Origin of the sequence: Micromonospora sp. NPDC000121 (assembly GCF_042899165.1) — a bacterium.
GTDB lineage: Bacteria > Actinomycetota > Actinomycetes > Mycobacteriales > Micromonosporaceae > Micromonospora.
In genome coordinates this window covers 700,961-723,432 of the sequence record NZ_JBIAZP010000001.1, presented here as the reverse complement: position 1 = coordinate 723,432, position 22,472 = coordinate 700,961, and the positions used below count along the sequence as shown (strand labels likewise).

26 protein-coding genes and 1 riboswitch are annotated in these 22,472 nt (G+C 74.2%); of the genes, 12 read left to right on the top strand and 14 right to left on the bottom strand.

Annotation, left to right across the window (positions count from 1 at the left end; translation table 11 throughout):
* Nucleotides 1-9: 9 nt before the first annotated feature.
* Together ACFY23_RS03510 and ACFY23_RS03505 are read right to left on the bottom strand one after the other, a co-directional pair.
* On the bottom strand, nt 10-1,008 hold the full coding sequence (locus tag ACFY23_RS03510; RefSeq protein WP_350681144.1) for a hypothetical protein: 999 nt from the start codon (nt 1,006-1,008) through the stop codon (nt 10-12).
* Between the two features lie 29 nt (nt 1,009-1,037).
* Nucleotides 1,038-1,247 carry a copper ion binding protein gene (locus ACFY23_RS03505; RefSeq protein WP_350681146.1) on the bottom strand — a complete coding sequence of 70 codons (210 nt, stop codon included), beginning with the start codon at nt 1,245-1,247 and terminating at the stop codon, nt 1,038-1,040.
* Nucleotides 1,248-1,397: 150 nt separating this feature from the next.
* Between ACFY23_RS03505 and ACFY23_RS03500 the strand changes: the two genes are divergently transcribed.
* Nucleotides 1,398-1,700, top strand: coding sequence for a metal-sensitive transcriptional regulator (locus ACFY23_RS03500; protein WP_350681148.1), 303 nt, complete (start codon nt 1,398-1,400; stop codon nt 1,698-1,700).
* Between the two features lie 49 nt (nt 1,701-1,749).
* On the opposite strand, the gene ACFY23_RS03495 is transcribed toward ACFY23_RS03500, so the two are convergent.
* On the bottom strand, nt 1,750-2,385 hold the full coding sequence (locus tag ACFY23_RS03495) for a DUF305 domain-containing protein (protein ID WP_350681150.1): 636 nt from the start codon (nt 2,383-2,385) through the stop codon (nt 1,750-1,752).
* 76 nt (nt 2,386-2,461) lie between these two features.
* On the bottom strand, nt 2,462-3,076 hold the full coding sequence (locus tag ACFY23_RS03490; protein WP_350681152.1) for a hypothetical protein: 615 nt from the start codon (nt 3,074-3,076) through the stop codon (nt 2,462-2,464).
* Between the two features lie 417 nt (nt 3,077-3,493).
* On the opposite strand from ACFY23_RS03490, the gene ACFY23_RS03485 reads away from it, so the two are divergent.
* Both ACFY23_RS03485 and ACFY23_RS03480 read left to right on the top strand, forming a co-directional pair.
* The gene (locus ACFY23_RS03485; RefSeq protein WP_350681154.1) at nt 3,494-4,843 is read left to right on the top strand and encodes a YibE/F family protein; all 1,350 of its coding nucleotides are present in this window, start codon (nt 3,494-3,496) and stop codon (nt 4,841-4,843) included.
* 166 nt (nt 4,844-5,009) lie between these two features.
* Nucleotides 5,010-5,141: riboswitch (cyclic di-AMP (ydaO/yuaA leader) on the top strand.
* A gap of 3 nt (nt 5,142-5,144) precedes the next feature.
* On the top strand, nt 5,145-6,164 hold the full coding sequence (locus ACFY23_RS03480; protein ID WP_350681156.1) for a hypothetical protein: 1,020 nt from the start codon (nt 5,145-5,147) through the stop codon (nt 6,162-6,164).
* A 162-nt stretch (nt 6,165-6,326) separates the two neighbouring features.
* Here the strand turns inward: ACFY23_RS03480 and ACFY23_RS03475 are convergent, their stop codons facing one another.
* Entirely contained in the window at nt 6,327-7,121 is a 795-nt protein-coding gene (locus tag ACFY23_RS03475; protein WP_350681158.1) for a carbonic anhydrase, read from the bottom strand.
* Nucleotides 7,122-7,329: 208 nt separating this feature from the next.
* Here ACFY23_RS03475 and ACFY23_RS03470 point away from each other — a divergent pair, with 208 nt between their 5' ends.
* Nucleotides 7,330-7,656: a MarR family winged helix-turn-helix transcriptional regulator gene (locus ACFY23_RS03470; protein WP_350681160.1), complete on the top strand. Its 327-nt coding sequence runs from the start codon at nt 7,330-7,332 to the stop codon at nt 7,654-7,656.
* A gap of 250 nt (nt 7,657-7,906) precedes the next feature.
* Here ACFY23_RS03470 and ACFY23_RS03465 read toward each other — a convergent pair whose 3' ends face one another.
* The 3 genes from ACFY23_RS03465 to ACFY23_RS03455 all read right to left on the bottom strand — a co-directional run bounded on the left by ACFY23_RS03465 (nt 7,907) and on the right by ACFY23_RS03455 (nt 9,997).
* Nucleotides 7,907-9,463, bottom strand: coding sequence for a S8 family serine peptidase (locus ACFY23_RS03465; RefSeq protein ID WP_350818894.1), 1,557 nt, complete (start codon nt 9,461-9,463; stop codon nt 7,907-7,909).
* Between the two features lie 109 nt (nt 9,464-9,572).
* Nucleotides 9,573-9,701, bottom strand: coding sequence for a hypothetical protein (locus ACFY23_RS03460; RefSeq protein ID WP_350684803.1), 129 nt, complete (start codon nt 9,699-9,701; stop codon nt 9,573-9,575).
* A 32-nt stretch (nt 9,702-9,733) separates the two neighbouring features.
* Nucleotides 9,734-9,997 carry a hypothetical protein gene (locus ACFY23_RS03455; RefSeq protein WP_350684802.1) on the bottom strand — a complete coding sequence of 88 codons (264 nt, stop codon included), beginning with the start codon at nt 9,995-9,997 and terminating at the stop codon, nt 9,734-9,736.
* A gap of 362 nt (nt 9,998-10,359) precedes the next feature.
* Here ACFY23_RS03455 and ACFY23_RS03450 point away from each other — a divergent pair, with 362 nt between their 5' ends.
* From ACFY23_RS03450 to ACFY23_RS03425, 6 genes are all read left to right on the top strand, one after another.
* The gene (locus tag ACFY23_RS03450; RefSeq protein ID WP_350684801.1) at nt 10,360-10,734 is read left to right on the top strand and encodes a hypothetical protein; all 375 of its coding nucleotides are present in this window, start codon (nt 10,360-10,362) and stop codon (nt 10,732-10,734) included.
* A gap of 228 nt (nt 10,735-10,962) precedes the next feature.
* The gene (locus ACFY23_RS03445; protein ID WP_350684800.1) at nt 10,963-11,844 is read left to right on the top strand and encodes a hypothetical protein; all 882 of its coding nucleotides are present in this window, start codon (nt 10,963-10,965) and stop codon (nt 11,842-11,844) included.
* A gap of 64 nt (nt 11,845-11,908) precedes the next feature.
* The gene (locus ACFY23_RS03440; RefSeq protein ID WP_350684799.1) at nt 11,909-12,241 is read left to right on the top strand and encodes a YkvA family protein; all 333 of its coding nucleotides are present in this window, start codon (nt 11,909-11,911) and stop codon (nt 12,239-12,241) included.
* Nucleotides 12,242-12,287: 46 nt separating this feature from the next.
* A complete protein-coding gene (locus ACFY23_RS03435; RefSeq protein WP_350684798.1) occupies nt 12,288-12,695 on the top strand; it encodes a TIGR03618 family F420-dependent PPOX class oxidoreductase in 408 nt (135 codons plus the stop codon).
* A gap of 297 nt (nt 12,696-12,992) precedes the next feature.
* Entirely contained in the window at nt 12,993-13,697 is a 705-nt protein-coding gene (locus ACFY23_RS03430; protein ID WP_350684797.1) for a C39 family peptidase, read from the top strand.
* A gap of 133 nt (nt 13,698-13,830) precedes the next feature.
* Nucleotides 13,831-14,430 carry a hemerythrin domain-containing protein gene (locus tag ACFY23_RS03425; RefSeq protein WP_350684796.1) on the top strand — a complete coding sequence of 200 codons (600 nt, stop codon included), beginning with the start codon at nt 13,831-13,833 and terminating at the stop codon, nt 14,428-14,430.
* 219 nt (nt 14,431-14,649) lie between these two features.
* On the opposite strand, the gene ACFY23_RS03420 is transcribed toward ACFY23_RS03425, so the two are convergent.
* From ACFY23_RS03420 to ACFY23_RS03410, 3 genes are all read right to left on the bottom strand, one after another.
* Nucleotides 14,650-14,886 (bottom strand): ferredoxin, encoded by a 237-nt coding sequence (locus ACFY23_RS03420; protein ID WP_350684795.1) that lies wholly within the window; start codon nt 14,884-14,886, stop codon nt 14,650-14,652.
* Between the two features lie 5 nt (nt 14,887-14,891).
* Nucleotides 14,892-16,097, bottom strand: coding sequence for a cytochrome P450 (locus tag ACFY23_RS03415; RefSeq protein ID WP_350684794.1), 1,206 nt, complete (start codon nt 16,095-16,097; stop codon nt 14,892-14,894).
* Between the two features lie 188 nt (nt 16,098-16,285).
* Nucleotides 16,286-16,468 (bottom strand): antitoxin, encoded by a 183-nt coding sequence (locus ACFY23_RS03410; RefSeq protein ID WP_350684793.1) that lies wholly within the window; start codon nt 16,466-16,468, stop codon nt 16,286-16,288.
* Between the two features lie 327 nt (nt 16,469-16,795).
* On the opposite strand from ACFY23_RS03410, the gene ACFY23_RS03405 reads away from it, so the two are divergent.
* A complete protein-coding gene (locus ACFY23_RS03405) occupies nt 16,796-17,932 on the top strand; it encodes an AI-2E family transporter (RefSeq protein ID WP_350818897.1) in 1,137 nt (378 codons plus the stop codon).
* A gap of 205 nt (nt 17,933-18,137) precedes the next feature.
* Here the strand turns inward: ACFY23_RS03405 and ACFY23_RS03400 are convergent, their stop codons facing one another.
* Entirely contained in the window at nt 18,138-18,803 is a 666-nt protein-coding gene (locus ACFY23_RS03400) for a dienelactone hydrolase family protein (RefSeq protein WP_350684805.1), read from the bottom strand.
* Between the two features lie 213 nt (nt 18,804-19,016).
* Here ACFY23_RS03400 and ACFY23_RS03395 point away from each other — a divergent pair, with 213 nt between their 5' ends.
* Entirely contained in the window at nt 19,017-19,193 is a 177-nt protein-coding gene (locus ACFY23_RS03395) for a hypothetical protein (RefSeq protein ID WP_350684791.1), read from the top strand.
* A 143-nt stretch (nt 19,194-19,336) separates the two neighbouring features.
* Here the strand turns inward: ACFY23_RS03395 and ACFY23_RS03390 are convergent, their stop codons facing one another.
* Nucleotides 19,337-21,709, bottom strand: coding sequence for a glycoside hydrolase family 65 protein (locus ACFY23_RS03390; RefSeq protein WP_350684790.1), 2,373 nt, complete (start codon nt 21,707-21,709; stop codon nt 19,337-19,339).
* Nucleotides 21,706-22,458, bottom strand: a complete 753-nt coding sequence (locus ACFY23_RS03385) for an HAD-IA family hydrolase (RefSeq protein ID WP_350684789.1) — start codon at nt 22,456-22,458, stop codon at nt 21,706-21,708. Before ACFY23_RS03385 ends, ACFY23_RS03390 begins: the two co-directional genes overlap by 4 nt.
* Nucleotides 22,459-22,472: the final 14 nt, after the last annotated feature.

Here is a 22,472-nt window from a genome sequence, read left to right as displayed (position 1 = left end):
ACGGTCCCGTCAGTTGTGCCCGTGACCGGGGGCGCCGTGGCTGGCGTCGGCGGTCGGGGAGCTCGTGGCGGCGGGCGTGCTCGTCGCCGGGGTGCCCGTCGCGGTCGGCGTGGCCGGCCCCGTCGGGGTGCCGGCGACGACGGTGAATTCGGCGGTGCGCACCACGCCGCCGTGCTTGAAGTCGAGGTAGAGCCGGTAGGCGCCGGCCGACGGCACCTCGGCGAGGAACCTCACCTCGGGGCCGGGCTTCGTCCGCCCGTCGCCCGGCTCGCCGTCGGGGTGCACGTGCAGGTACGCCAGGTCGCCCTGGCGCAGCGCCACCAGGTGGCCGTACGCGCCCAGGTAGGGCTCCAGGTCGGTGACCGGCGAGCCGTCGCGGCTGACGGTCAGGGTCAGCTCGGCGGTGCGGCCGGGCTGCGGGGCGCCGGCGAGGGTGACGGTGTAGCCGTCGACCGTGGTGCTGGTCGCCGGGGCCGGGAGGGGCCGCTCGGTCAGCGCGCCGGGGACGGTCACGTCGACGCCGAGGGTCAGCGCCTCGCCCCCGGTGGGCGTGAAGTCGGCGAACGCCCGCCAGACGCCGGGCCCGCCCAGCGGCGAGTCGACCCGCCAGGTGCCGTCCGGCGTCATCTCCGGGTGCACGTGCCGGAAGCCGGAGAGGTCACGTCGGGCGACGATCAGGTGCATGCGCTTGTCATGCGCCACGTCGTACGCGGTGACCGGCCGGCCGTCGGGGCCGGTGACCTGGAAGGCGAACTGCCCAGCCGGGGCGTCGACCGGTCGGAGGGTGTAGCCGCGGTCGGAGACGAGCAGTCCACCGGGCAGGTGGGCCGCACCGCCCTCGTCGCCCCCGTGTCCGGCCCCGTCGGTGGCCCCGTGGCCGTCGGCGGCGTCGTGGCCGGTCTCGGCGGCCGGGGCCACGGGGCCGGCCACCTGGCCGACCCCGTACGCCGCGCCGAAGACCGCCGCGAGACCGAGGACGAAACCGCTCAGTTTCGTCGCCGTGTTCATGGTGTGCCTCGGTTTCCCCGTGCCCGCCGTCAGGCGCCGACGAGGTCGTAGCCGGCCTCGTCGACGGCGGCGCGCACGGTGTCGGTGTCCAGTGGGCTCTCGCTGGTGACGGTGACCCGCCCGGCGGCGAGGTCGACCTGGACGTCGCTGACGCCCGGGATGGCGCCGACCTCGGCGCTGACGGAGCTGACGCAGTGCCCGCAGGTCATGCCCTGCACCTGGTACGTCGTGGTGACCATCGAACTCTCCTCTCGACGCCTCCAGCATATACCCCCTGGGGGTAATGCGGAGGCAGACGAATGCCTGCCCCTTGTACCGGTACCCGGTGGGGGTATCTCGGACACGGACGACCGTACCATACCCCCGAGGGGTACGCTATCCTGGATCGCATGACCACACCGACGCCCGCCCCGACCCGGGGCTACACCGCCAGCAAGGACCAGTTGCTCGCGCGGCTGCGCCGCGTCGAGGGGCAGGTCCGTGGCATCGAGAAGATGGTCGACGACGACCGCTACTGCATCGACGTGCTGACCCAGATCTCCGCCATCCAGGCCGCCCTGGACAAGGTCGCCCTCGGCCTGCTCGACGGGCACGCCCGGCACTGCATGCACGAGGGGGCGGCGGAGGGCCGGGCCGACGAGATGGCCACCGAGATGATGGCCGCCGTCGGCCGCCTGATGAAGCGCGGCTGACCCGGCCGGTGCCCCGGCGCCCCAGGATGCGAGCGCCGGGGCGACCCGGTCAGAGGCGGCCGAGGATCTTCTCCATCGTGACGATCTCGGCCTGCTGGGCGGTGACGATCTGCTGGGCCAGCGCCTTGGCCTCCGCGTTCGTGCCCCGGGCGAGTTCGTCCCGGGCCATGGTGACCGCGCCCTCGTGATGGGCGATCATCATCGTCAGGAACTGCCGGTCGAACTCCCGCCCGGAGGCCGCCGCCAGCTTCTCCATGTCGGCGTCGGACATCATGCCGGGCATGCCGTGGTCCATGTGCGGCATCTCGGCGCCGGGCGACGGCACCGGCCGCCCCCAGGCCGCCAACCAGCCGCTCATGGTGGCGATCTCGGGTGCCTGGGCGGCCTTGATCTCCTCGGCGAGCCGCTTGACCTCCGGATCCGCCGCCCGCGTCGCGGCCAGCTCCGACATCTCCACCGCCTGTCGGTGGTGCGGAATCATCATCTGGGCGAACATCGCGTCGGCGTCGTTGAAGGCGGCCGCGGCGGAGGCGGTGGCCGCCGGCCCGCTGGTGGCGGGCGTGCCGTGCCCCGCGCCCGGGGACGGGTGCCCGTCGCCGCCGCAGGCGGTCAGGGCGAGGGCGGCGGCGGCGGTGACGCTGGCGCCGGCCAGGGCGGCACGGCGCACGATGGTACGAATGGTCATGTCTGGGCCTTTCGGTGTCGGAACGTACGCAGCACGACGGGGACGCGGACCGGCTGACCGGGCCGCGTCGGGCGTCCTATCTGCGCAGCACCGAGACCGTGGCGAGCCGCAGGCCGACCGGCTGGGGCGGCGGGGCGCGGGGCGACCGGGCCGGCCCGCCCGACGCCCGGCCCGCCGGGCCGGCGGCGCGTACGCCGACCAGCAGCAGCACGGCGAGCAGCAGCGGGGCGGTGAGCGCGCCCAGCACCGCCAGGCACACTCCCCACCAGGGCAGTTCGCCGCCCGTCCCGCCGAACGGGAGGTACCGCTCGTGCGGGCAGTCGCCGGGGCAGCCCCCAACGCCGGCGAGCGCCGCCGGGACGACGTACGCGATGGCGGCATCCTGACGCAGCGGCGCGGCGGCATCCTGACGCAGCGGCGCGGCGGCATCCTGACGCAGCGGCGCGGCAGTCTCGTGGTGGAGCGACGCGTCCTGACGGAGCGGCGCCTGCGACACGCCGCCGTGCGGACCCGCCACGGCGACGCCGCGGGCGGGAAACTCGGCGGAACGGCCTGCGGCATGCGAAGCGTCGGTGGAGTGGCCCGCGGCGTGCGAGCCGTGGCCGAGGGTGTGCATCGCGGCCAGACCGAGCAGCGTGCCCACGAGCAGCAGCAGCCGGGCCCACCACCCCGCCGTCACCGTCGCCCGCACAACCACCACCGTAGTGCGCATCCGGGGCCGACTGGCGCACCCTACGGCCGATCCGCCCCGACGAGACCGCCGCGCCGGCCACCACGGGACGGTCGACCGGCGATGCCCGACGGCCCCCGGCAGTGGCATGGCGGTGGCCGGACGGGGCGGCCCGCCGGCCGACACCGACCCTCACGACCTGCGTCCGGATGTCGGGATGGCTACCATTCGGCCGGTGGCCCTCCGCACCTCGCACCGCCCGCCCCGCCGCCCCGCCCGGGCGGCGACACCGACCGGCCGCCACCGGTCGGGCCGGACGATCGCGGTGCGTGACCACCCCGCCACCCGGCGGCGACCCGCCTCCGCGGTTGCCCGGGCACGCTGAACCGACCGGGCCGCCGGCACGTACCCCGCCCTGGATTCGTTGGGAGACACTCGATGGGCGCCGACCACAGCCGTCCCGCACCGTCCGCCCCGCCGAGGGTGCGACGGATCCTCGTCGCGACGGTGGTGCCCCTGTTCGTCGCCACCGTGATCGCGGCCCTGGCGCTCTGGCCGTGGGACGCCCCGGACGCCGCGCCCGGCACCGATCCGCCCCGCCAGCACGGCACGGTGACCCGGGTGGTGACCGAACCGTGCCCGCCCACCCCGGAGGCGCCGGAGGGCACCCCGGGCGCCGCGGAGGGCCCCTGCGGCACCGTGACCGTACGGGTCGACGACGGCCCCGACGCCGGCCAGCAGGTGGAGACGCCGGTGCCGGCCGGGCCGGGGGCGCCGAGGGTCGCGGTCGGCGACGAGATCATCCTGGTCCAGCTCACCGATCCCGCGGACCCCTCGGCGAGCTCCTACAACATCGCCGAGCACCAGCGCGGCAAGCCGCTGCTCTGGCTGGTGGTGCTGTTCGCCGCCGCGATCGTCGCGTTCGGGCGGTGGCGCGGGCTCGCGGCGCTGGCCGGCCTGGGGGCGAGCTTCGCCATCCTGCTGACCTTCGTGCTGCCCGGCATCAGCGCCGGCAGCCCGCCGCTGCTGGTCGCGGTCGTCGGCGCGGCACTGATCATGTTCGTGGTGCTCTACCTCACACACGGGGTGACCGCGCAGACCTCGGTCGCCGTGCTCGGCACGCTGGGCAGCCTGGTGCTGACCGGGGTGCTCGGCACGATCGCCACCGCGGCGACCCACCTGACCGGCTTCGGCACCGAGGACGCCACCACGCTGTCGATGTTCCAGGCCGACGTCGACCTGCACGGCCTGCTGCTCGCCGGCATCATCATCGGCTCGCTCGGCGTGCTCGACGACGTCACGGTGACGCAGGCCGCGACGGTCACCGAGCTGGCCCACGCCAACCCCGCGCTGTCCCGGATGCAGCTCTACCGGGCGGCCACCCGGGTCGGCCGTGCGCACATCGCCTCGACGGTGAACACCATCGTGCTGGCGTACGCCGGGGCCTCGTTGCCGGTGCTGCTCCTGTTGACCGCCGACTCGCGGGCGGTGAGCCAGATCCTGACCAGCGAGTTCCTGGCCCAGGAGATCGTCCGCAGCGCGGTCGCCACCCTGGGCCTGATCGCCGCCGTGCCGCTCACCACCGGGCTCGCGGCCGTGGTGACCGGGGCCGGCCGGCGGGGTGGCGACTCCGCCGACGGCGGCGCACCCCCGACCCCGCCGGCGCCCCGGCCGGCGACGGACCGGTCCGAGGCGCTGGAGGCCCTCAGCGGCCCGCGCGGGAACACCCCCTCCGCCGCCCCCGCCGGATGGCCCGACCGAGACGGGAGAACGGACACCGCATGGTGACACTCCTCAGCGTGACCGATCAGGACGTCCCGCCTGATAAACGCGTCACTGGTCACCCTCCGCCGCTACGAAATAACGCATTTAGTCGGCTTAGGGACGTAGATCCCCAGGAGGACTCTCGGGTAACCTCGCTGCCGGTCACCGCCGAAGGCGCGCAGCGGCGCCTGCGGTGCCGCCGCCCAATCGCCGCCAGGCGAGCCGGGGACCCAGGCACGTGGGGTGAATCCGCGACAGCGGTAGGGGCCACTTCCGCCCCGAACCCGTCAGCTAACCCGGTCGGCGGTCGACGGAAGGGAAAACTGTGACGGCACCCCTACACCGCTGGTTGACACCTGTGGTGGCCGTGATCGCCGCCCTGGCCGTCTTCGCCGGGCCCCTCCCGGCGGCGGCCGCCCCCACCCCACCGCCTCAGCCCTCCGGCCACGGGGACGACGAGCCCAAGCTCCTCGACGACCTGATCGAGGCGCGGAACCGCAGCTACGTCCAGGCCAAGTCGAAACTGGAGAAGTCGAAGAAGCGACAGCTCGAGCTGGCCCTGGAGGTCGACCGGGCGCAGGCCGAGCTGGACGCGTTGGCCCCGCAGGTCAGTCAGATCGCGACCCAGTCCTACCGGACCGGCCGGATCGGCGCGGTGTCGATGCTGCTGGACACCCCCAGCCCCGACTCGTTCGTCCGGCGCGCCGCCGCCCTCGACGAGCTGAACCTGGTCAACGCCAAGAAACTCGCCGAGGTGAACGCGGTCAAGACCCGCGCCGAGCAGGCCAAGCTGGCGCTCGACGCCGAGGTCCGCGAGCAGCAGAAGCTGACCAACGAGATGGCCCGCGGCAAGCGCGAGGCGGAGAAGGCGCTCGCGCTGGTCGGCGGCAGAGGGCTGACCGACGGCAAGGTGGTCGCCACCTCGCCGGTGGCCCGGATAGCACCGGGTCGTACGGCCGACGGCGACTGGAAGCCTCTGTCCTGCACCGAGAACGACCCCACCACCTCCGGCTGCATCACCGCGCGCACCCTGCACATGTACAAGGAGGTCAAGCGGGCCGGCTTCAACCGCTTCGTCGGCTGTTACCGCTCCGGCGGGCCGTACGAGCATCCGAAGGGCCGGGCCTGCGACTGGTCGCTGCAGCGGAGCGGCTTCTCCCCCTGGCACAACGACGACACCTACATGTACGGCAACAACCTGACCGCGTTCCTGGTGCGTAACGCCGACCGGCTCGGCATCTACTACGTGATCTGGAACAGGCAGATCTGGTTCCCGGCGACCGGCTGGAAGTCCTACAGCGGCCCGTCGAACCACACCGACCACGTGCACGTGTCGCTGCTCTGACGGCAGCCATGCGACAGGGCCGCCCCGCGCCTGCGGGGCGGCCCTGTCTGGCGTCTGTGGCCCCTCGTCCCCGTCGCACCGGGCCGGCCGGGCGGGACCGCCGGGTGGCCGGGCGGGACCGCCGGGCCGGCCGGGGAGCAGACTGGCCGGTCGGGAAACGGGTCAGGCGACGGCAGCGGTGACGGCCGGTGGCGACGCCGCGTGAGCGCCGTCGGAGTCGGCCCGGCCGAGCGCCCCGTCGGCCGCGCCCAGGTCGGCCGGCACGGAGGCCACCACCCGCGCCTCACCGGCAGCCAGCCGGTACGACATGCCGACCACGGCGCAGCGCCCGGCGGCCACCTCGGCGGCGAGCACGGTCGAGCGGTCCAGCATCGCCTCGACGGTGCACCCGATGTGGATGTCGACGATGCGGTCGATGTCGTCCACGCCCTCGGCGGCTGCGCGACGCAGGCTGGGCACCACGGCGTCGACCACGGCGCGCAGGTGCCCGGCCGGGGGCGTGCCGGTGGCGTTCGTCGTACGGGCGGCTTGGACGGCGCCGCACGAGTCGTGCCCGAGCACCACCACCAGCGGCGTACGCAGGACCGTCACCGCGTACTCGACGCTGCCCAGCACCTCGGGGCCGACGGTGTGGCCGGCGGTGCGGACCACGAAGAGGTCACCGAGGCCACGATCGAAGATGATCTCGGCGGCGAGCCGGGAGTCGGAGCAGCCGACGATCACCGCGAACGGGTGCTGCCCGTCCGCGACCGCGGCGCGGTGCCCGGCGTCCTGGTTCGGGTGACGCGGGGTGCCGGTCACGAACCGCCGGTTGCCGGCGTGCAACTCGGCGAGCGCCTGCTCCGGATCGGTGGGGGTGGCGAAGGCCCCACGCATCGCTGCGGCGTCTGCCGTTGTCGGCTCCGCGGACTTCCGCTCCGGGCCCGGACGAGTGCCGGGCGCCCCGGGACGACTCATCTCCCCCACCTCGTCACCTCACGTGAAAGACCTGGTCACCCCGGCCGACGTCGGGCGCGGGCTGCCCCCACGTTCACACGCACCCGAAGGTACGTCAAGGGATGCGTGATATGCGTTTCATATGTCCGCGCCCGGCTGCGGACGCCGTGCGGGCCCTGCGCGCGAGGGCGCGGAGGAAAATCCGAAAGGCGCGCCATACGATGACGACATGGCGACGACAGGGGAGCACGGGAGCACCCGCAACTGGACGTTCCTGACGAACCACGGGCACGTGCTGCTCGCCATCGCCCGCAACCCCACCGCCCGGCTCCGCGACGTCGCGGACGAGGTGGGCGTCACCGAACGGGCCGCCCAGGCGATCGTCGCCGACCTGGAGGCCGGCGGCTACCTGAACCGCACCCGGGTGGGCCGGCGCAACGAGTACACGCTCAACCCGACCGGGCGGTTCCGGCACCCCGCCGAGGCCGACCGGCAGGTCGGCGACCTGCTCGCCCTCTTCACCGACGACGCTGCCGAGAGCGCCGACCGCACCTGAGGCGGGAGGCGGCGGGCCCCGCCGTCGGCGCGCGACGGTGAGCTCACCGCCTGCGCGACAGTTTCTGACCGGGCAGGACCGAGCCGGCCCGCCGTCCCGGGCCCGGTGCCCGCGCCGTCCTCTGTGCGGTTGCCGCAGTCCTGCCCGACACCAGGACCACCGTCGACGAGGACCTGCCCGGGGACATCGCCGCGGTGATCCAGTGGTCGGTGCGGAACGGCACTGACGTGATCAACCTGTCGCTGCTGGCCTACTGCTGGTGCCCGCGGGGGGCCGGCGGAGGTGGCGGTGCCGTCGGCGCGGCGCCGGGCGGCGGCCAGGCACCGGTCCGGGGCGCCGGCGGCACGGCGTACGGGTGGGGTCCGCCAATGGGCGTCGGGCCGTACGCGGGTGGGGGTCCCGCCTGGGGCGGAACGGGCATGCCCGTCGGTGGCCCGCCGAGCGGCGGATGTCCCGGCGCGCCGAACTGCGGGTTCCCGGCTGGCGTCCCCGCTGCGCCGAGCGGTGGGTACCCGGGCGGTGGATACCCGGGCGATGGGTAGCCGGGCGGGCCGGGCGGTGGATACCCGGGCGATGGGTAGCCGGGCGGGCCACCGGGCGATGGGTACCCGGGCGGGCCGGCGTCCACCTTTCGCCGGGACCGGCGCACCAGCACGACCACGAGGATCAGCGACGCGAGGGGCACGAGCAGGCAGATCGCTCCCTGGATCAGGGCACCGGTGCCCTTCTTCATGCTGATCGACACCAGCGGCCCGTCGTCCTCCGCCGGGTCGGCCCCGCCCGCGGCGGGGCCGGCGGACGGGCCGGCACCGGTCGCGGCGCCGGCGAGCAGCGGGTGCGCGTCCACAGCCGGCACGGACCGGGTGAGCGCGGCGAGCGGGTCGACCGCGCCGAAGCCGTACTGGCTGTCGCGGCCGGCCGGGCCCCTGTCGCGGGCGGTGCGGATCAGCCGGTTCACCACGTTGGCCGCGTCGAGGTCCGGGTACCTCGCGCGGACCAGCGCCGCCACACCGGACGTGATGGCGGCGGCGTCGCTGGTGCCGCTGCCGAGGCCGTAGCCGTTGTGCGAGACCGACTTCGGCCGGGGGGAGATGATCTCCTCCATCGGCGCGGCGAGCACCGCCTCCGGCCCGCCGACACTCTCGGCGAAGTATCCGCCGCCCTTCGCCAGGCCGGTCACCGCGATGACGCCGGGAATGTTCGCCGGGCTGCCGACACCGCGCGCGCCCTGCTTCCGGTTGCCGGCCGAGGAAACCAGCACGACGTCCTTGTCCAGGGCGTACCGGACGGCCGCGACCTCGGCCGGGGTGGGCGGCGCGTCAGCGCCGACGGACAGGTTGATCACGTCAGCGCCGGCGTCGGCCGCCCACCGGATGCCTTCCGAGACATCTCCCGAATCGAAGGGCTGGCCGAGGGCGACGGGCAGGATCCGGGCCTCCGGCGCGATGCCGAGGTGCCGCATCGCGCCGCCACCTGCGCGCGAGGCGATGATCCCCGACATCGCCGTGCCGTGGGCCTTCTCCTTGTCGTCGTCACGCCGGCCGTCGGGCGCGGTCGCGTTGCCCACGCCCTTGCCCGGCAGGATCTGGCCGCGCAGGTCGGGGAGGGTCGCGTCGACGCCGCTGTCGATGACGGCGACGGTGACGCCCTTACCCTTGGTGATCTTGTGGGCCTGGGGGATCTTCAGAAAGTCGAGGTACCACTGGAGGCCGCGCACGGTGTTGGCGTGTGCCGGATCCGGCGCGACCAGCGGACCGGTCCCGGCGCCGACGGCCAACGCCACCGCGGCGACGGCCAACCTGAGCAACGGCCGCGAAGGCTTCCCCGTACGCATGATTCTCCCAGGACCTCTCGGCACACAACGCGTCGCGGCTCCGACCCGGTCGAACCGGACCGGAGCCGCGTCGGCGACCGCGTCAGTTCCACGCCTTGGCGTTGCTCATCTCGGTGCTGACGGGGTTCTCACGGGCAATGCCCACCGCGCCACCGATGTCGTTCAGGATCTCGCGCAGACCGTAGCGGACACCGTCCAGTGCGCGCAGCACTGGTCCGGTGTCGGTCGCCCCAGACGGTCGGATCAGGACCGTGACCGGGACTTGTCCCGCAACATCCACGGCGTCGGGGCAAGGAGCCCGGCCACCAGCGCGGCCCAGATCCAGTTCACCGGCTCGTCCAACGCGGCGACGACGAAAACCGGCAGCATCAGCACGCCGCCGGCCAGGACGAGCACGTGGAACGCCCGCTTCAGCGCGACCGAGGGGCGGAGCCGCTCGAACATGCCGAGCAGGAGGCCCACCGTCACCGCCAGGAGTGACGCCACGAAGACCCACGACAACCACATCAGCGCAACCCTAACGTCGCTTGTTCTCCGGTGGCTTCCGGTAGAACCGCAAATCCCGCACCCAGTCAATCATGATGTCGGTGATCTGCGGGTCGGCCCCGGCTGCGGCCCGGCTCGGCCGCGAGTCCGAGACGAAGGAAATTGCTGTTGCCGTGGACCGGGACGGCGGGAAAGACAGCCGCGCCGCTCGCGCCGAACCGGGCAGCGTCCATGTCGGACGGCCGCTGGCGGCCACCCGGCCGGACGCCACCGCCACTCCCGCCGAACGAGACAGGGTCCACCCCGGACGGCGTGGTCGCGCTCACTCGGTCCGACACCGCCGCCGCGCTGCGCGGGCCGCGCAGGAGCGATAGGTTGGACGGGTGCCGTCCGTAGCGTCCACCGACCCGTTCTGGTCGGCCACGCTGCGCTCACTGCGCGAGCTGACCCGGCTGGCCGTCGCCGCGCTGGTGCTCGCCGTCGGCCTCGGCGGCGTGACCGCCGCACCGGCACTGTCCGTCCCCACCCTCGGCCCGGCCGCGAGCGCACCCGTCGCCGCGAACGCACCGGTCGCCGCGATCGCCCCGGTCGACCGGCCGCTGCCGCGCCGGGAGCCGGCTGCCGAGCGGACGGTCGACGCGGCCCCGCCGGCCGTCCGCCGGGCCGTGACCCCGGTCGTGTCGGTCGTCCGCCTGGACGTGCCGACCCGCGGCCCCGGTCGGGGCGTCCCCACCCGGCGCGGTCCGCCGACCGCCTGACCGGTCGGCCACGTCCCGAGGCGACCGGCCGCCGCAGCGGACCTCCTCCCGCCGCACGCGGCCGTCCGACCGGGCCGCCTTTCGGCACTCCGGCCGCCAGGGGCTCCCGCCCGCCCACCGCGTTGGCCGGCAGGCCACCCCGGCCCTACCCGCCTCGGCCCGGTCCGTCCGACCGTTCCCGGCCCGCCTGAGACGACCACCTGCCGCGGTACGCCGCAAGCGTCCACGATGCCCACCCGCCCGCCCGCCGGGCACGACCAACGTCGATTTCCGTCGATCGACCGCGAGGTGCTGACCATGCAGACCGTGCTCTCCTCCGTCCTGCTCGATGTGCCGCGTGCCGCCGTGATCTGGCTGAGCCTGCTCGGCGTCGTCGCCGTCACCGTCGCCGGCCTGTTGCTACGGCCGGGCCGGCTCCACTTCGACGCCGGTGCCCGGATCCGCCGTGCGGCGATGCCGAGCGAACTGGAACGGGCCGAGGAGCAGCGCGAACGGTCCCGGTACGCGGAGGAGGTCGCGGTGGCCGCCGAACGGGCCGCCACCACCGCCGCCCGGCTGCGCACCGAGTGGGTGACCGCGCAGGAGGCGGTCGAGGCGGCCTGGCAGGCGTACGAGGCCGCCGAGGCGGACGTCCGCCGGCTGGCGACCGCCGAGGCGATGCCCCTGCCGACCACCCCCCGCACCCCGGCCGAGTACGCCGAGCGGGAGCGCTTCCTGCACCGGGCCGCGCTGGACGCGCACCGGCGCGAGGAGCTGTCGGATGAGCAGCTCAGCGACGTCTTCGCGCACCGGAACGGGTGGGACCCGCGGCTGCACCCGATCGAGCAGGAGCTGGTGCTGCGCCGGGCGGTACGGGACAACCTGTTCGCCCGGCAGCAGGCCGCGCGGGAGCGGGAGCAGGCCGCGTGGCGGGCCGCGGAACTCGCCGCCGAGTCGGCGCGCAGCCTGCGGGACGAGGCGTTCGCCGCGGTCAACCGCGGCCCCGAGGAGTCGCAGTCGTTGCTGCCGCTGATCGAGGGGACGGTGGAGCAGACCCGGGAACTGCCGGCGGTGTCCGGCCGGGAGGCCGCGTCGGCGGCCCGGGGGCGGGCGGCCGTCGCCGCGTACTGACCGGGGCGGCGCGGCCGGCCGACGGTTCCGGGCGGAGGTGGCCCGGCTGGGCTAGCGTGACCATATGTCCAGGGAGGCGTGGATCCTCGTCGGCGTCGTGGCGCTCGCGACGTTGGTCGGGGCGGTGCTGCTGGCCGTCCGCGTGATCCGCACCCGCCGGCTGCTCGGCACGCTCGGGGTGAAGGGCAAGCTCGCCTTCTACGGGGCACTGCTCTACACCGTGCTTCCGGTCGACGTGCTGCCCGACCCGATCTATCTGGACGACATGGCGGTGCTGACCGGCGCGCTGATCTACCTCGGCCGGCTGGTCCAGCGGCGGCGCGCCGGGAGTCCCCCGCTGCCCGGCGGACCGGACACCCCGCCCCAACCGGACCGGGCCCACCGTCGGGTGCCGTGACCGGGCAGGCCATGATCGGGTCGGCACCGCGAGACAGGGGACGGACATGCCCGGCGACCATCGGTTGGCACCGCACGACGAGCGGGTCGCCGCGTTCTGCCGGGAACGACACCTGGCCACGTTGACCACCCTGCGCGCGGACGGCACCCCGCACGTCGTGCCGGTCGGGGTCACCTTCGACGCGGCGGCGGGCCTGGCCCGCGTGATCACCAGCAGCACGTCCCGCAAGGCGCGACACGTCGCTGCCGCCGGCCCCGTGGGCGCCCCCGTGGCCGTCTGTCATGTCGACGGCCGGCGCTGGCTCACCATCGAGGGGCGGGCGGTCGTCCGCTCCGACCCGGCAGCCGTGGCCGAGGCCGAGCGCCGCTACGCCGACCGCTACCGGACGCCACGCCCCAATCCGGACCGGGTGGTCATCGAGATCGCCGTGACGCGCCTGTTGGGCAGTTTGTGACCCGCTGACCGGTTCGCCGCCGCACCCCGGGACCAACAGGGCCACCGCCCGTAAACGTCTGTGACGAGCGGCATCCGTACGCCGGAATCCTGCCGCGCGTGGCGCCGTTGCATCTCTTCGTGCGGCCGGTACCCCCGGCCGTGGGCCCGGAACGCCCGGTGAGCAGACGCTCGGTTCCGTGGCACGTCCTCGGGACGACGCGTGCTCCGGGCCGTCGAATCCCCTTCCGCCGAGCGCCTTTCCCGGTGCTTGCGCCTCCCTTCCCGGAGGCGTCAAACCCCCGATTGGAGCCCGACCATGAAGCCGATCATCAAGAAGAGCGGTCTCTCCGTCGCCGGCCTGCTGGTGGCCGGCGGGTGCATCGCCGGACCGGCGGCGGCCGCCCAGGCCGCACCGGCGGCGTCCACCCCGGTCGCCTCGGTGCACGCCGACAAGGGCGGGCGCGCGGACCAGGCCGACAAGGGTGGCCGCCCGGACAAGGGCGGGCGCGCCGACAAGCGGGCCGAGCGCACGGTGGGCATCGAGTACCAGGCGCAGCCCAACTTCTACTACTGCGGTCCGGCCGCGACCCGGATCGCCCTGTCGGCGCAGGGCAAGGTCCTCTCGCAGGACGAGCTCGCGAAGATGCTGGGCACCACCGAGGCCGGCACCGACTCGGCCCTGGACACCACCCGGGTGCTCAACGAGCTGACCGGTGGCGGGTACGAGACGACCGAGATCCCGGACTCGGTGGCCAAGCCGGAGGAGATCGACCGGCTGCGCGCCGACGTGGTCGCCGCCCTGGACGAGGGCCGCCCGGTGGTGGCCAACGTCAAGGGCACCGCGGTCGACACCGACGGCCACCCGCAGTCGTACGAGGGCGGGCACTACCTGACCCTGGTGGGCTACCAGGACGGCGGTGACCTGATCCGGATCGCCGACCCGGCCTCTCCCGAGGCCGAGTACTGGATGACCCTGGAGAAGGTCGCCAACTGGATCGCCGAGCGCGGCTACTCGTCCTGATCCGACGCACCGGCGAGGGCCGGTCTCCCCGTGCGGGGGGACCGGCCCTTCGCGCATCCTCGGTGGTTCGGCCGGCGGCTCGCGGGTACCAGGGGCCAACAGCCGACCGTTCCGCAACCGGTAAGGGGCAGACATGACCGACACACACAACGTCACCGGTCAGGACGTCGTCGACGTCCTGACCGCCGACCACCGCGAGGTCGAGGCGCTCTTCGTGGAGCTGGAGAGCCGGCGGGGCACCCCCGAGCACCGCCGGCAGCTGGCCGACGTGGTGATCGCGGAGTTGGTCCGCCACGCGGTCGCCGAGGAGATGTACGTCTACCCGACCGCCCGCAAGGCGCTGCCGGACGGCGACCAGATCGCCGAGCACGAGATCTCCGAGCACGCCGACGCCGAGCGGACCCTCAAGGAGCTGGAGGCGCTCGACCCGTCCGAGCCGCGCTTCGACGAGGCGCTGGCCCACCTGACCAGCACGATCCGGCACCACGTGCAGGACGAGGAGTCGGACCTCTTCCCCCGCCTGCGGGCCGCCGTGGCCCGCGAGGAGCTGGTCGAGCTGGCCGGAAAGGTGGCGGCCGCCAAGAAGTCGGCGCCGACCCGGCCGCACCCGGCCGCGCCGGACCGCCCGCCGGCGAACAAGCTGCTCAACCCCGGCGCCGGCCTGGTGGACCGGCTGCGGGACGCGCTCAGCGGCCGGCCCACGTCGATGGCGGAGCTGCGCGAGAAGCACTGACCCCGTCGCGCCGATCGGTGGCCACGCCCCGCCCGGGGCGTGGCCACCGGCGTCTCACCGGCCCGGCGAATCCGGCCGGCGGCCGAAGACGTCTCCGACGTCCGCCCCGGCCCACGGACCGCAGCACGTCGACCCGGCCCACGGGCCACGGCACGTCGACCCGGCCCACGGGCCACGGCACGTCGACCCGGCCCACGGACCGCAGCACGTCGGCCCGGCTCACGGCTCCGGTGCGATCCGGCGCAGGCTGTCCACCTCGGACACGATGACCGCCTCCATCGGGCACGAGTCCGCGGCGTCCACCAGCGCGTCGTCGGGCGCGACCCGTTCGGCCAGCGGGTGGGACAGCCCGTCCACCAGCACGAAGTGCCCCGGCGCGGTGCCCGCGCAGATCCCCGATCCGATGCACCGGGCCCGGTCCACATGCACGCGCCACTGCTCGTCCGGCCCGCTCATCCGCGTCACCAGCTCACCGGCATGGCGACCAGGCCCCGCACCAGCAGGCCGCTCTTCCAGGTCAACTCCGACTCGGGCACCGCCAGACGCAGGCCGGGCGTGCGGGCGATCAGGGTCTCCAGGACGACCTGGAGCTCCATCCGGGCGAGCTGCGCGCCGACGCAGTGGTGCACGCCGTGCCCGAAGCCGAGGTGAGGGTTGACCTGCCGGGTCAGGTCGAGCCGGTCCGGCTCGGCGAAGACCGTCTCGTCCCGGTTGGCCGACGGGATCGACACCACCACCGGCTCGCCGGCACGCACCAGCACGCCGCCGAGTTCGACGTCCTCGAGGGCGTAGCGGGCGAAGGCCGAGGACGCGCCGAGCGGGACGAAGCGCATCAACTCCTCGACGGCGCTCGGCACCAGCGCCGGCTCCGCCCGCAGCCGGGCCCACTCCTCGGAATGAGTCAGCAGCACGTACACGAAGTTGGGGATCTGGGTCACGGTCGTCTCGTGCCCGGCGGCGAGCAGCCCGGCGGCCAGCCGTACGACCTCGTCCGCCGCGAGCCGGTCATCGGCGTCCCGGGCCCGGACCATCGCGCCGAGCAGGTCGTCGGTGGGCTCGCGGTGCCGCCGAGCGATCAGCTCCCCCATGTACGCGAACAGGTTGTCGATGTACTGCTGGGCCTGTTCGGGCGAGAGCGAGGTGGTCGACACGATCGCCTCGGACCAGGTGTGGAAGCGGTCCTGGTCGGCCACGGGCACGCCGAGCAGGTCGCAGATGACCCGGATCGGCAGCGGGGTGGCCAGGTGCTCGACCAGGTCGGCCGGGGGGCCGGCGGCGAGCATGCCGTCGACCAGCTCGTCGGCCACCTGCCTCGTGCGGGGGCGCAGCTGCTCCACCCGGCGGGCGGTGAACGCCTTCGCCACCAGCCGACGCAGCCGGGTGTGCTCCGGCGGGTCCATGCCCAGGATCCCGGTGTCCTGCTGCCGTGGCGTGTTGCGGGGCTCGTCCCGGCCCATGGAGGCGGCCCGGCTGAACCGGGGGTCGCCGAGCACGGTCCGCACGTCGGCGTGCCGGGTGGCGAGCCAGGCCGGTTCCCCGAAGGGCAGCCGGATCCGGGTGAGCGGTTCGTCCCGGCGCAGCCGGGCGTAGCGCGGGTCGAGGTTGAGCCGGTCGGGGTCGCTGAACGGATAGCGCTGGGGGGCGGTCGTCTCGGGTGCCTCGGTCACCGGCTGACTTCCTCTCGTCGCGGCGCCCGCAGGGGCGCCGGTCCGGCCGGGAGCGACTCGACGGTGAGTCATGTTCCGACTGCGGATAGTAGCGAGAGTGGTCGATGCTTGGCTAGCGGTGGGCGTCGATCCATCGGAAACATCGCTCCCGGGCCGCCGCACGGCGACCCGGGAGCGGACCGAGGAGGTCAGCGGACCTGGTCCCCCTCGCCCGTACGGGTCTGGGCCTGGTCGACGCCCTTGTCGATCTGGTCGTCGTACTTCCCGCCGGTGCGCTGGTCGACCATGTCGCCGCCCTTCTCCACCCCCTGGTCGACCTGCTTGTCGTGCTTGTCGGCGAGGTCCTTGGCCTTGTCCATGAAGTCGCTCATCGGGTCCTCCTCGAATCGGGGTTCGACCTCTGCCTTCCCTGAGGCCCTGGGCGCAAACGCGACCGGACAGGCCACCGCCGACCGTGCAGGAGGTCATGTACCGGACAGGCCACGGCGACCGCGCGGCAGGTCATGAACCGAACAGGCCACGGGCGACCGCGCGGAAAGCCGTGGACCGGACAGGCTGCGGAAACGCGACCGGAGGACTCCGGTACGGCGCTGATCCACCCCCCAGGGTTCGGGGGCGGCATCTAGCGTGAACGGGGGCACGGGTGTCGGAGGGACGCCGGCCGGGTACCGACTCGCCGGAGATCGAGGAGGGCCGACATGGTCGCAGACGGTGCCGGGCGGACGCCCGAGGGGACGACGGGCCGGGCCGCGGAGCCCCGACAGACCTGGGCCGCGCTGCCCTGGTTGGTCCGCTCGGCCGTGGTGTGGAGTGCCTGCCTGGTAGTGGTCGTCGCCGCGCTGTACCTGTTGGGAAAGATCGCGGTGCTGCTCGCGCCGCTGGCCATCGCGCTGGCCGCCACCGTCTTCCTCACCGCGCTGCTCGACCCGGTGCAGCTCGCGCTGCGCCGCCTCCGGCTGCCCGCGTCGCTGGCTGCCCTGCTCACCGTGCTGCTGCTGCTCGGCGTGCTGTTCGGGGTCGGCGCGCTGGTGTGGAACCTGACCGCCAGCCAGTTCAACGAGCTGAGCCAGGAGCTGAGCCAGGGCCTGCAACGGACCCGGGAGTTCGTGACCTCCACGCTGCCGGTAAACGACCAGCAGCTCGACCGGCTGCTCGACCAGGTCCGACAGGGCCTCGGGCAGGGCACGGTCGACCCGGTGTCGGGGGCCCGGACGGCCGCCGAGGTGCTCGGCTCGGCGCTGCTCGCGCTCGTGCTGCTGTTCTTCCTGCTCAAGGACGGCCGGTCGATGTGGCGCTGGGTGCTGTCCCGGATGACCGGGCCGAACCGGTCGGTGACCGCCGAGGCGGGCCGGGTGGGCTGGCGGACGCTGGGCGCGTACAGCCGGGGCACGATGATGATCGCGGCGATCGACGCGATCGGCATCGGCCTGGCCCTGGTGCTGCTCCGGGTGCCGCTGGCCTTTCCGCTGGCGCTGATCACGTTCTTCGGCGGCTTCATCCCGATCATCGGCGCGACCGTGGCCGGCGCGGTCGCGGTGCTCGTCGCGCTCGCAGCGAAGGGGCCGGTCACCGCGCTGCTGGTCCTGGCCGCCGTCATCGCCGTGCAGCAGATCGAGGGCAACCTGCTGGAGCCGCTGATCATGAAGCGTCAGGTGCGGCTGCACCCGGCAGTGATCCTGGTGGCGGTCACCGCCGGCACCCTGATCGCCGGCATCGCCGGCGCCTTCGTCTCGGTGCCGATCACCGCCGTCGTCTGGCGCGTCATCGACACCGTCCAGCGGCACCGCGGGCGTCCCGCCCCGGACGCGGAGGCCGCTCCGCCGGCCCCCGCCTGAACCACCCCCCGCCACGAGGCCGCCGCCCACCTGCCGAGCCGCCCATTTGCCGAGCCGTCCACCAGGCCGCGGCGCCTGCCGGCCAAGCCGTCCGCCAACCCGCGGCGCCCGCACGAACCGGGCAGTCCGCCAAGCCGCAGCGCCCGTAGGAACCGGCCGTCAAGCCGCGGCGCCCGCACGAACCGGCCGGCCACCGGGCCGGCGGTCAGGCCGGGCGGGGCACGGCGAGGTGGGCGGCGAACCAGTCGGTGGCGCAGTGGGCGACCTGCTCCAGCTTGCCGGGCTCCTCGAAGAGGTGCGTGGCGCCGGGGATCACTGTCAGCTCGGCGGTCTCCGGCAGCGCCTCCTGCGCCTGCTCGTTGAGGGCGATCACCTGCTCGTCCAGGCCGCCGACCAGCAGCAGCGTGGGCGCGCGCACCTGCCCGAGGGCGGGGCCGGCCAGGTCGGGCCGGCCGCCCCGCGAGACGACCGCGCCGACGAGGTCCGGTCGGGCGGCCGCCGCCACCAGCGCGGCGGCGGCCCCGGTGCTGGCCCCGAAGAGGCCGATCGGCACCCGACCGAAGGGCCGCTCCGCCGCCAGCCAGTCCACGACCGCCGCGAGCCGGCCGGCGAGCAGCGGGATGTCGAAGCGCAGCTCGGCGGTCCGGACGTCCACCCGGTCCTCGGCCGGGGTCAGCAGGTCGACCTGCACGGTGCCGAAGGCGTCGCGGTTGAGCACGTGCGCCACGGCGGTGTTGCGCGGGCTGTGCCGGGAGCTGCCGCTGCCGTGGGCGAAGAGCACCACGCCGGCCGGTTCGGCCGGGATCAGCAGGTCGGCCGGGAGTTCCGCGTCCCCCGCCGGGATCGTCACCTCGCTGCTGCGCACGTCCATCTCCGCCTCCGTCCCGTACGTCGTCGGCTCGCGACCGGCCGTCCGGCTCACCGGACCACGGCCGCTCCTCCCGGCGGCTCGCATACCCGCCCGCTCGGCCGGCAAGCGGGCCAGCCGCCCCGGTGTTTGTCGCCGGGGGCGTCGGGTAGGCGGCGGGTGACCGCAGACCGTACCGGCGCGAGACCGCGCCCCCGACGGATCGCGAGGATCGCCATGGCGCAGCAGCGAGAGTCCCGTCAGCAGACCACCGACCGGGAACGGCGCGAACAGGACGCCGAACGCGGCCGGGACTGGGCGGACGACGCGGCCCAGGCGCGCACGGCCGACGACCCGCGGGCGATGACGCCCCGCGACGCGGCCGGCCGCCCCTCACAGGGCAGGCCGCTCTGACCGACCCACAGGGTGGGCCGCTCTGGCCGAACCACAGGCAGGGCCGCTCTGACCGACCCACAGGGTGGGCCGCTCTGGCCGACCCACAGGGCAGGCCGTTCTGACCGACGCCGCCGGCCCGCCGACGGCGGGCCGGCGGCGGGTCACGGCTCGCTCTCGGGCAGGCGGAGCAGCGGGGCCCGGCCCGGTGCCTGCTCCGGCGGCGGTCCGGAGACCTCCGCCGGCGGGATCGGCACGGTGACGGGCTCGTCGCAGGTGACCCGGACCGTCTCGCCGTGGTGGCGCAGCTCCAGCACGTCCTCCGGGTCACCGTTGCGCAGCGCGTACGTGGTCTCCTGCGGCCGAACGTCCACCCGCAGCCGCAGCCCGCGCCACTGGAGCGAGAACTCCAGCCGCCCGAGCCGGCTGGACAGGCGCGGCGCGAACGACAGCGTGCCGTCGTGGTCGCGCAGCCCGCCGAACCCCGCCACCAGGGCGATCCACGCCCCGGCGAGCGACGCCATGTGCACGCCGTCGCGGGTGTTCTCGTTGAGGTCGTGCAGGTCCATCAGCGCGGCCTCGCGTAGGTAGGTGTGCGCCAGCTCCGGGTGGCCCACCTCGGCCGCCAGCACCGCCTGGGTGCAAGCCGACAGCGACGAGTCCCGCACCGTCCGGCGCTCGTAGTAGAGGAAGTTGCGCAGCTTCTGCTCCGGGGTGAACGCGTCGCCCCGCCAGTGCATGGCCAGGACCAGGTCCGCCTGCTTGACGACCTGCTTGCGGTAGAGGTCGAAGTACGGGTAGTGCAGCAGCAGCGGGTACTTCTCCGGCGGCGTGTGCTCGAAGTCCCACTCCTGGAGCCGGGTGAAGCCCTCCACCTGCTCGTGGACGTCGATCTCCTCGTCGTACGGGATGTGCATCGACGCCGCCGCGTCCCGCCAGGCCGCCGCCTCCTCGTCGGTCACGCCGAGGTGGAACGCCTCGTCCCGATAGCGCATCACCGCCTCGGCGGCGGAGATCAGGTTCCGCTGCGCCATCAGGTTGGTGTAGATGTTGTCGTTCTTCACCGCCGTGTACTCGTCGGGGCCGGTGACCCCGTCGATGTGGAACTGGCCGTGCCGGTCGTGGTGGCCTAGCGACCGCCACAGCCGGGCGGTCTCCACCAGCAACTCCAGCCCGATCTCGCGTTCCAGCGCGGTGTCCTCGGTGATCTGCACGTAGCGCCGCAGCGCGTCGGCGACGTCGGCTGCGATGTGGAAGGCCGCGGTGCCGGCCGGCCAGTACGCCGACGACTCCGGTCCCTCGATGGTGCGCCAGGGGAACGCCGCGCCGGCCAGGTTGAGCGTCCGGGCCCGCTCGTGCGCGGCGGCCAGCGTGCTGTGCCGCCAGTGCAGCGCATCCCGCACGGCGGCCGGGTGGGTGTAGGTGAGCACCGGCAGGACGAACATCTCGGTGTCCCAGAACGCGTGCCCGTCGTACCCCGGGCCGGTCAGGCCCTTTGCGGCGATGGGCCGTCGCTCGGCCCGGGCCCCCGCCTGGAGGACGTGGAACATGCCGAACCGGACGGCCTGCTGGACTTCCGGGTCGCCCTCGACCACCACGTCGGCGGCGTCCCAGAACTCGTCGAGGTATTCGTGCTGCTCCCGGCGGAGCCCGTCCCAGCCGTCGAGCCGCGCCCCCGTCAGGGCTGCCTCGACCTGGTCGCGCAGCGCCGGCAGTGAGCGCCGGCTCGACCAGCCGTAGGTGAGGTACTTGACCACCCGCAGTTTCTCGCCGGGCTTGAGCACGCAGCCGATCGTGGTACGCACCCAGTTCTCGTACCCCTCGGACTCGATGGTCTTACGCGCCGGGCCGTACACCTCGTGCTCCATCGCGGCGGCGACCCGCAGCCCGGAGACCTTGGTGCGGTGGATCAGCAGCCCGCCGTCGTCGCTGGTGAGTTCCTCCTCGGCCTGCAACGGCGACTCCAGCACGGCCGCGACCCGGGGGTCCCGGCTCTGCGCGGGCAGCGTCTCGTTCGCGACGAGTTCCGACTGGAGGATCAGCCGCAGCGGGCCGTCGACCGCCTCCACCTCGTAGTTGATCGCCGCGACGGCCCGCTGGGTGAAGGAGACCAGCCGGGTGCTGCGGACCTTGACCTGGCGGCCGGCTGGCGAGCGCCAGTGCACCTCCCGGTGCAGGGTGCCGGCGCGCAGGTCGAGGACCCGCTCGTGGGAGAGGAGTTCGCCGTACCGGACGTCGAGCGGCTCGTCGTCGACCAGCAGCCGGATCAGCTTGCCGTTGGTGACGTTGACGATGGTCTGGCCGGATTCCGGGAACCCGAACCCGGCCTCCGCGTACGGCAGCGGGCGCAGCTCGTAGAAGGAGTTGAGGTACGTGCCGGGCAGACCGTGCGGCTCGCCCTCGTCCAGGTTGCCGCGCAGCCCGACGTGCCCGTTGGAGAGCGCGAACACCGACTCGGACTGGGCCAGGACGTCCATGTCCAGCCGGGTCTCCCGGATGTGCCACGGCTCGACGGGATAGGCGCGTTCCCTGATCACGCGGGCCGCCCGGGGTCGAGCAGGTCGGCGAGGTCGGTGACCACGACGTCGGCGCCGTGGGCGCGCAGCTCCGCGGCCTGCCCGACCCGGTCGACCCCGACCACGTGGCCGAACCCGCCGGCCCGGCCGGCGGCCACCCCGGCCAGCGCGTCCTCGAAGACGGCCGCGTGGGCCGGATCGACCCCGAGCAGCCTGGCCCCGGCCAGGAAGGTGTCCGGGTGCGGCTTGCCGCGCAGCCCCTCGGCCCGGGCGACCAGCCCGTCGACCCGCGCCTCGAGCAGCGGTTCCAGGCCGGCGGCGGCGACGACCTCCCGGCCGTTCGCGCTGGCCGTGACGACGGCGCGGTGCAGGCCGGCGGCGGCCACGGCCTTCAGGTAGGCGACCGAGCCGGGGTAGACGTCCACGCCGTGGGTGCGCAGCCGGTCCAACAGCAGCACGTTCTTACGGTTGCCGACCCCGTTGACCGTGTCGGCGTCCGGCGGGTCGTCGGGCGCGCCCTCCGGCAGCACGATCCCCCGCGAGGCGAGGAAGGTGCGCACCCCGTCGGCGCGGGGCCGGCCGTCGACGTAGCGGTTGTAGTCCGGCCCCGGGTCGAAGGGGCGGAACGGCTCGCCGGTGGCGGCGGCACGCTGGCGCAGGAAGCCGTCGAACGTCTCGGTCCACGCGGCGTTGTGCACCCGGGCGGTCTGCGTCAGCACCCCGTCCAGATCGAAGAGACAGGCGGTCACGTGAGCAGGCAGGCCCAGCACGGTACGAATCTATC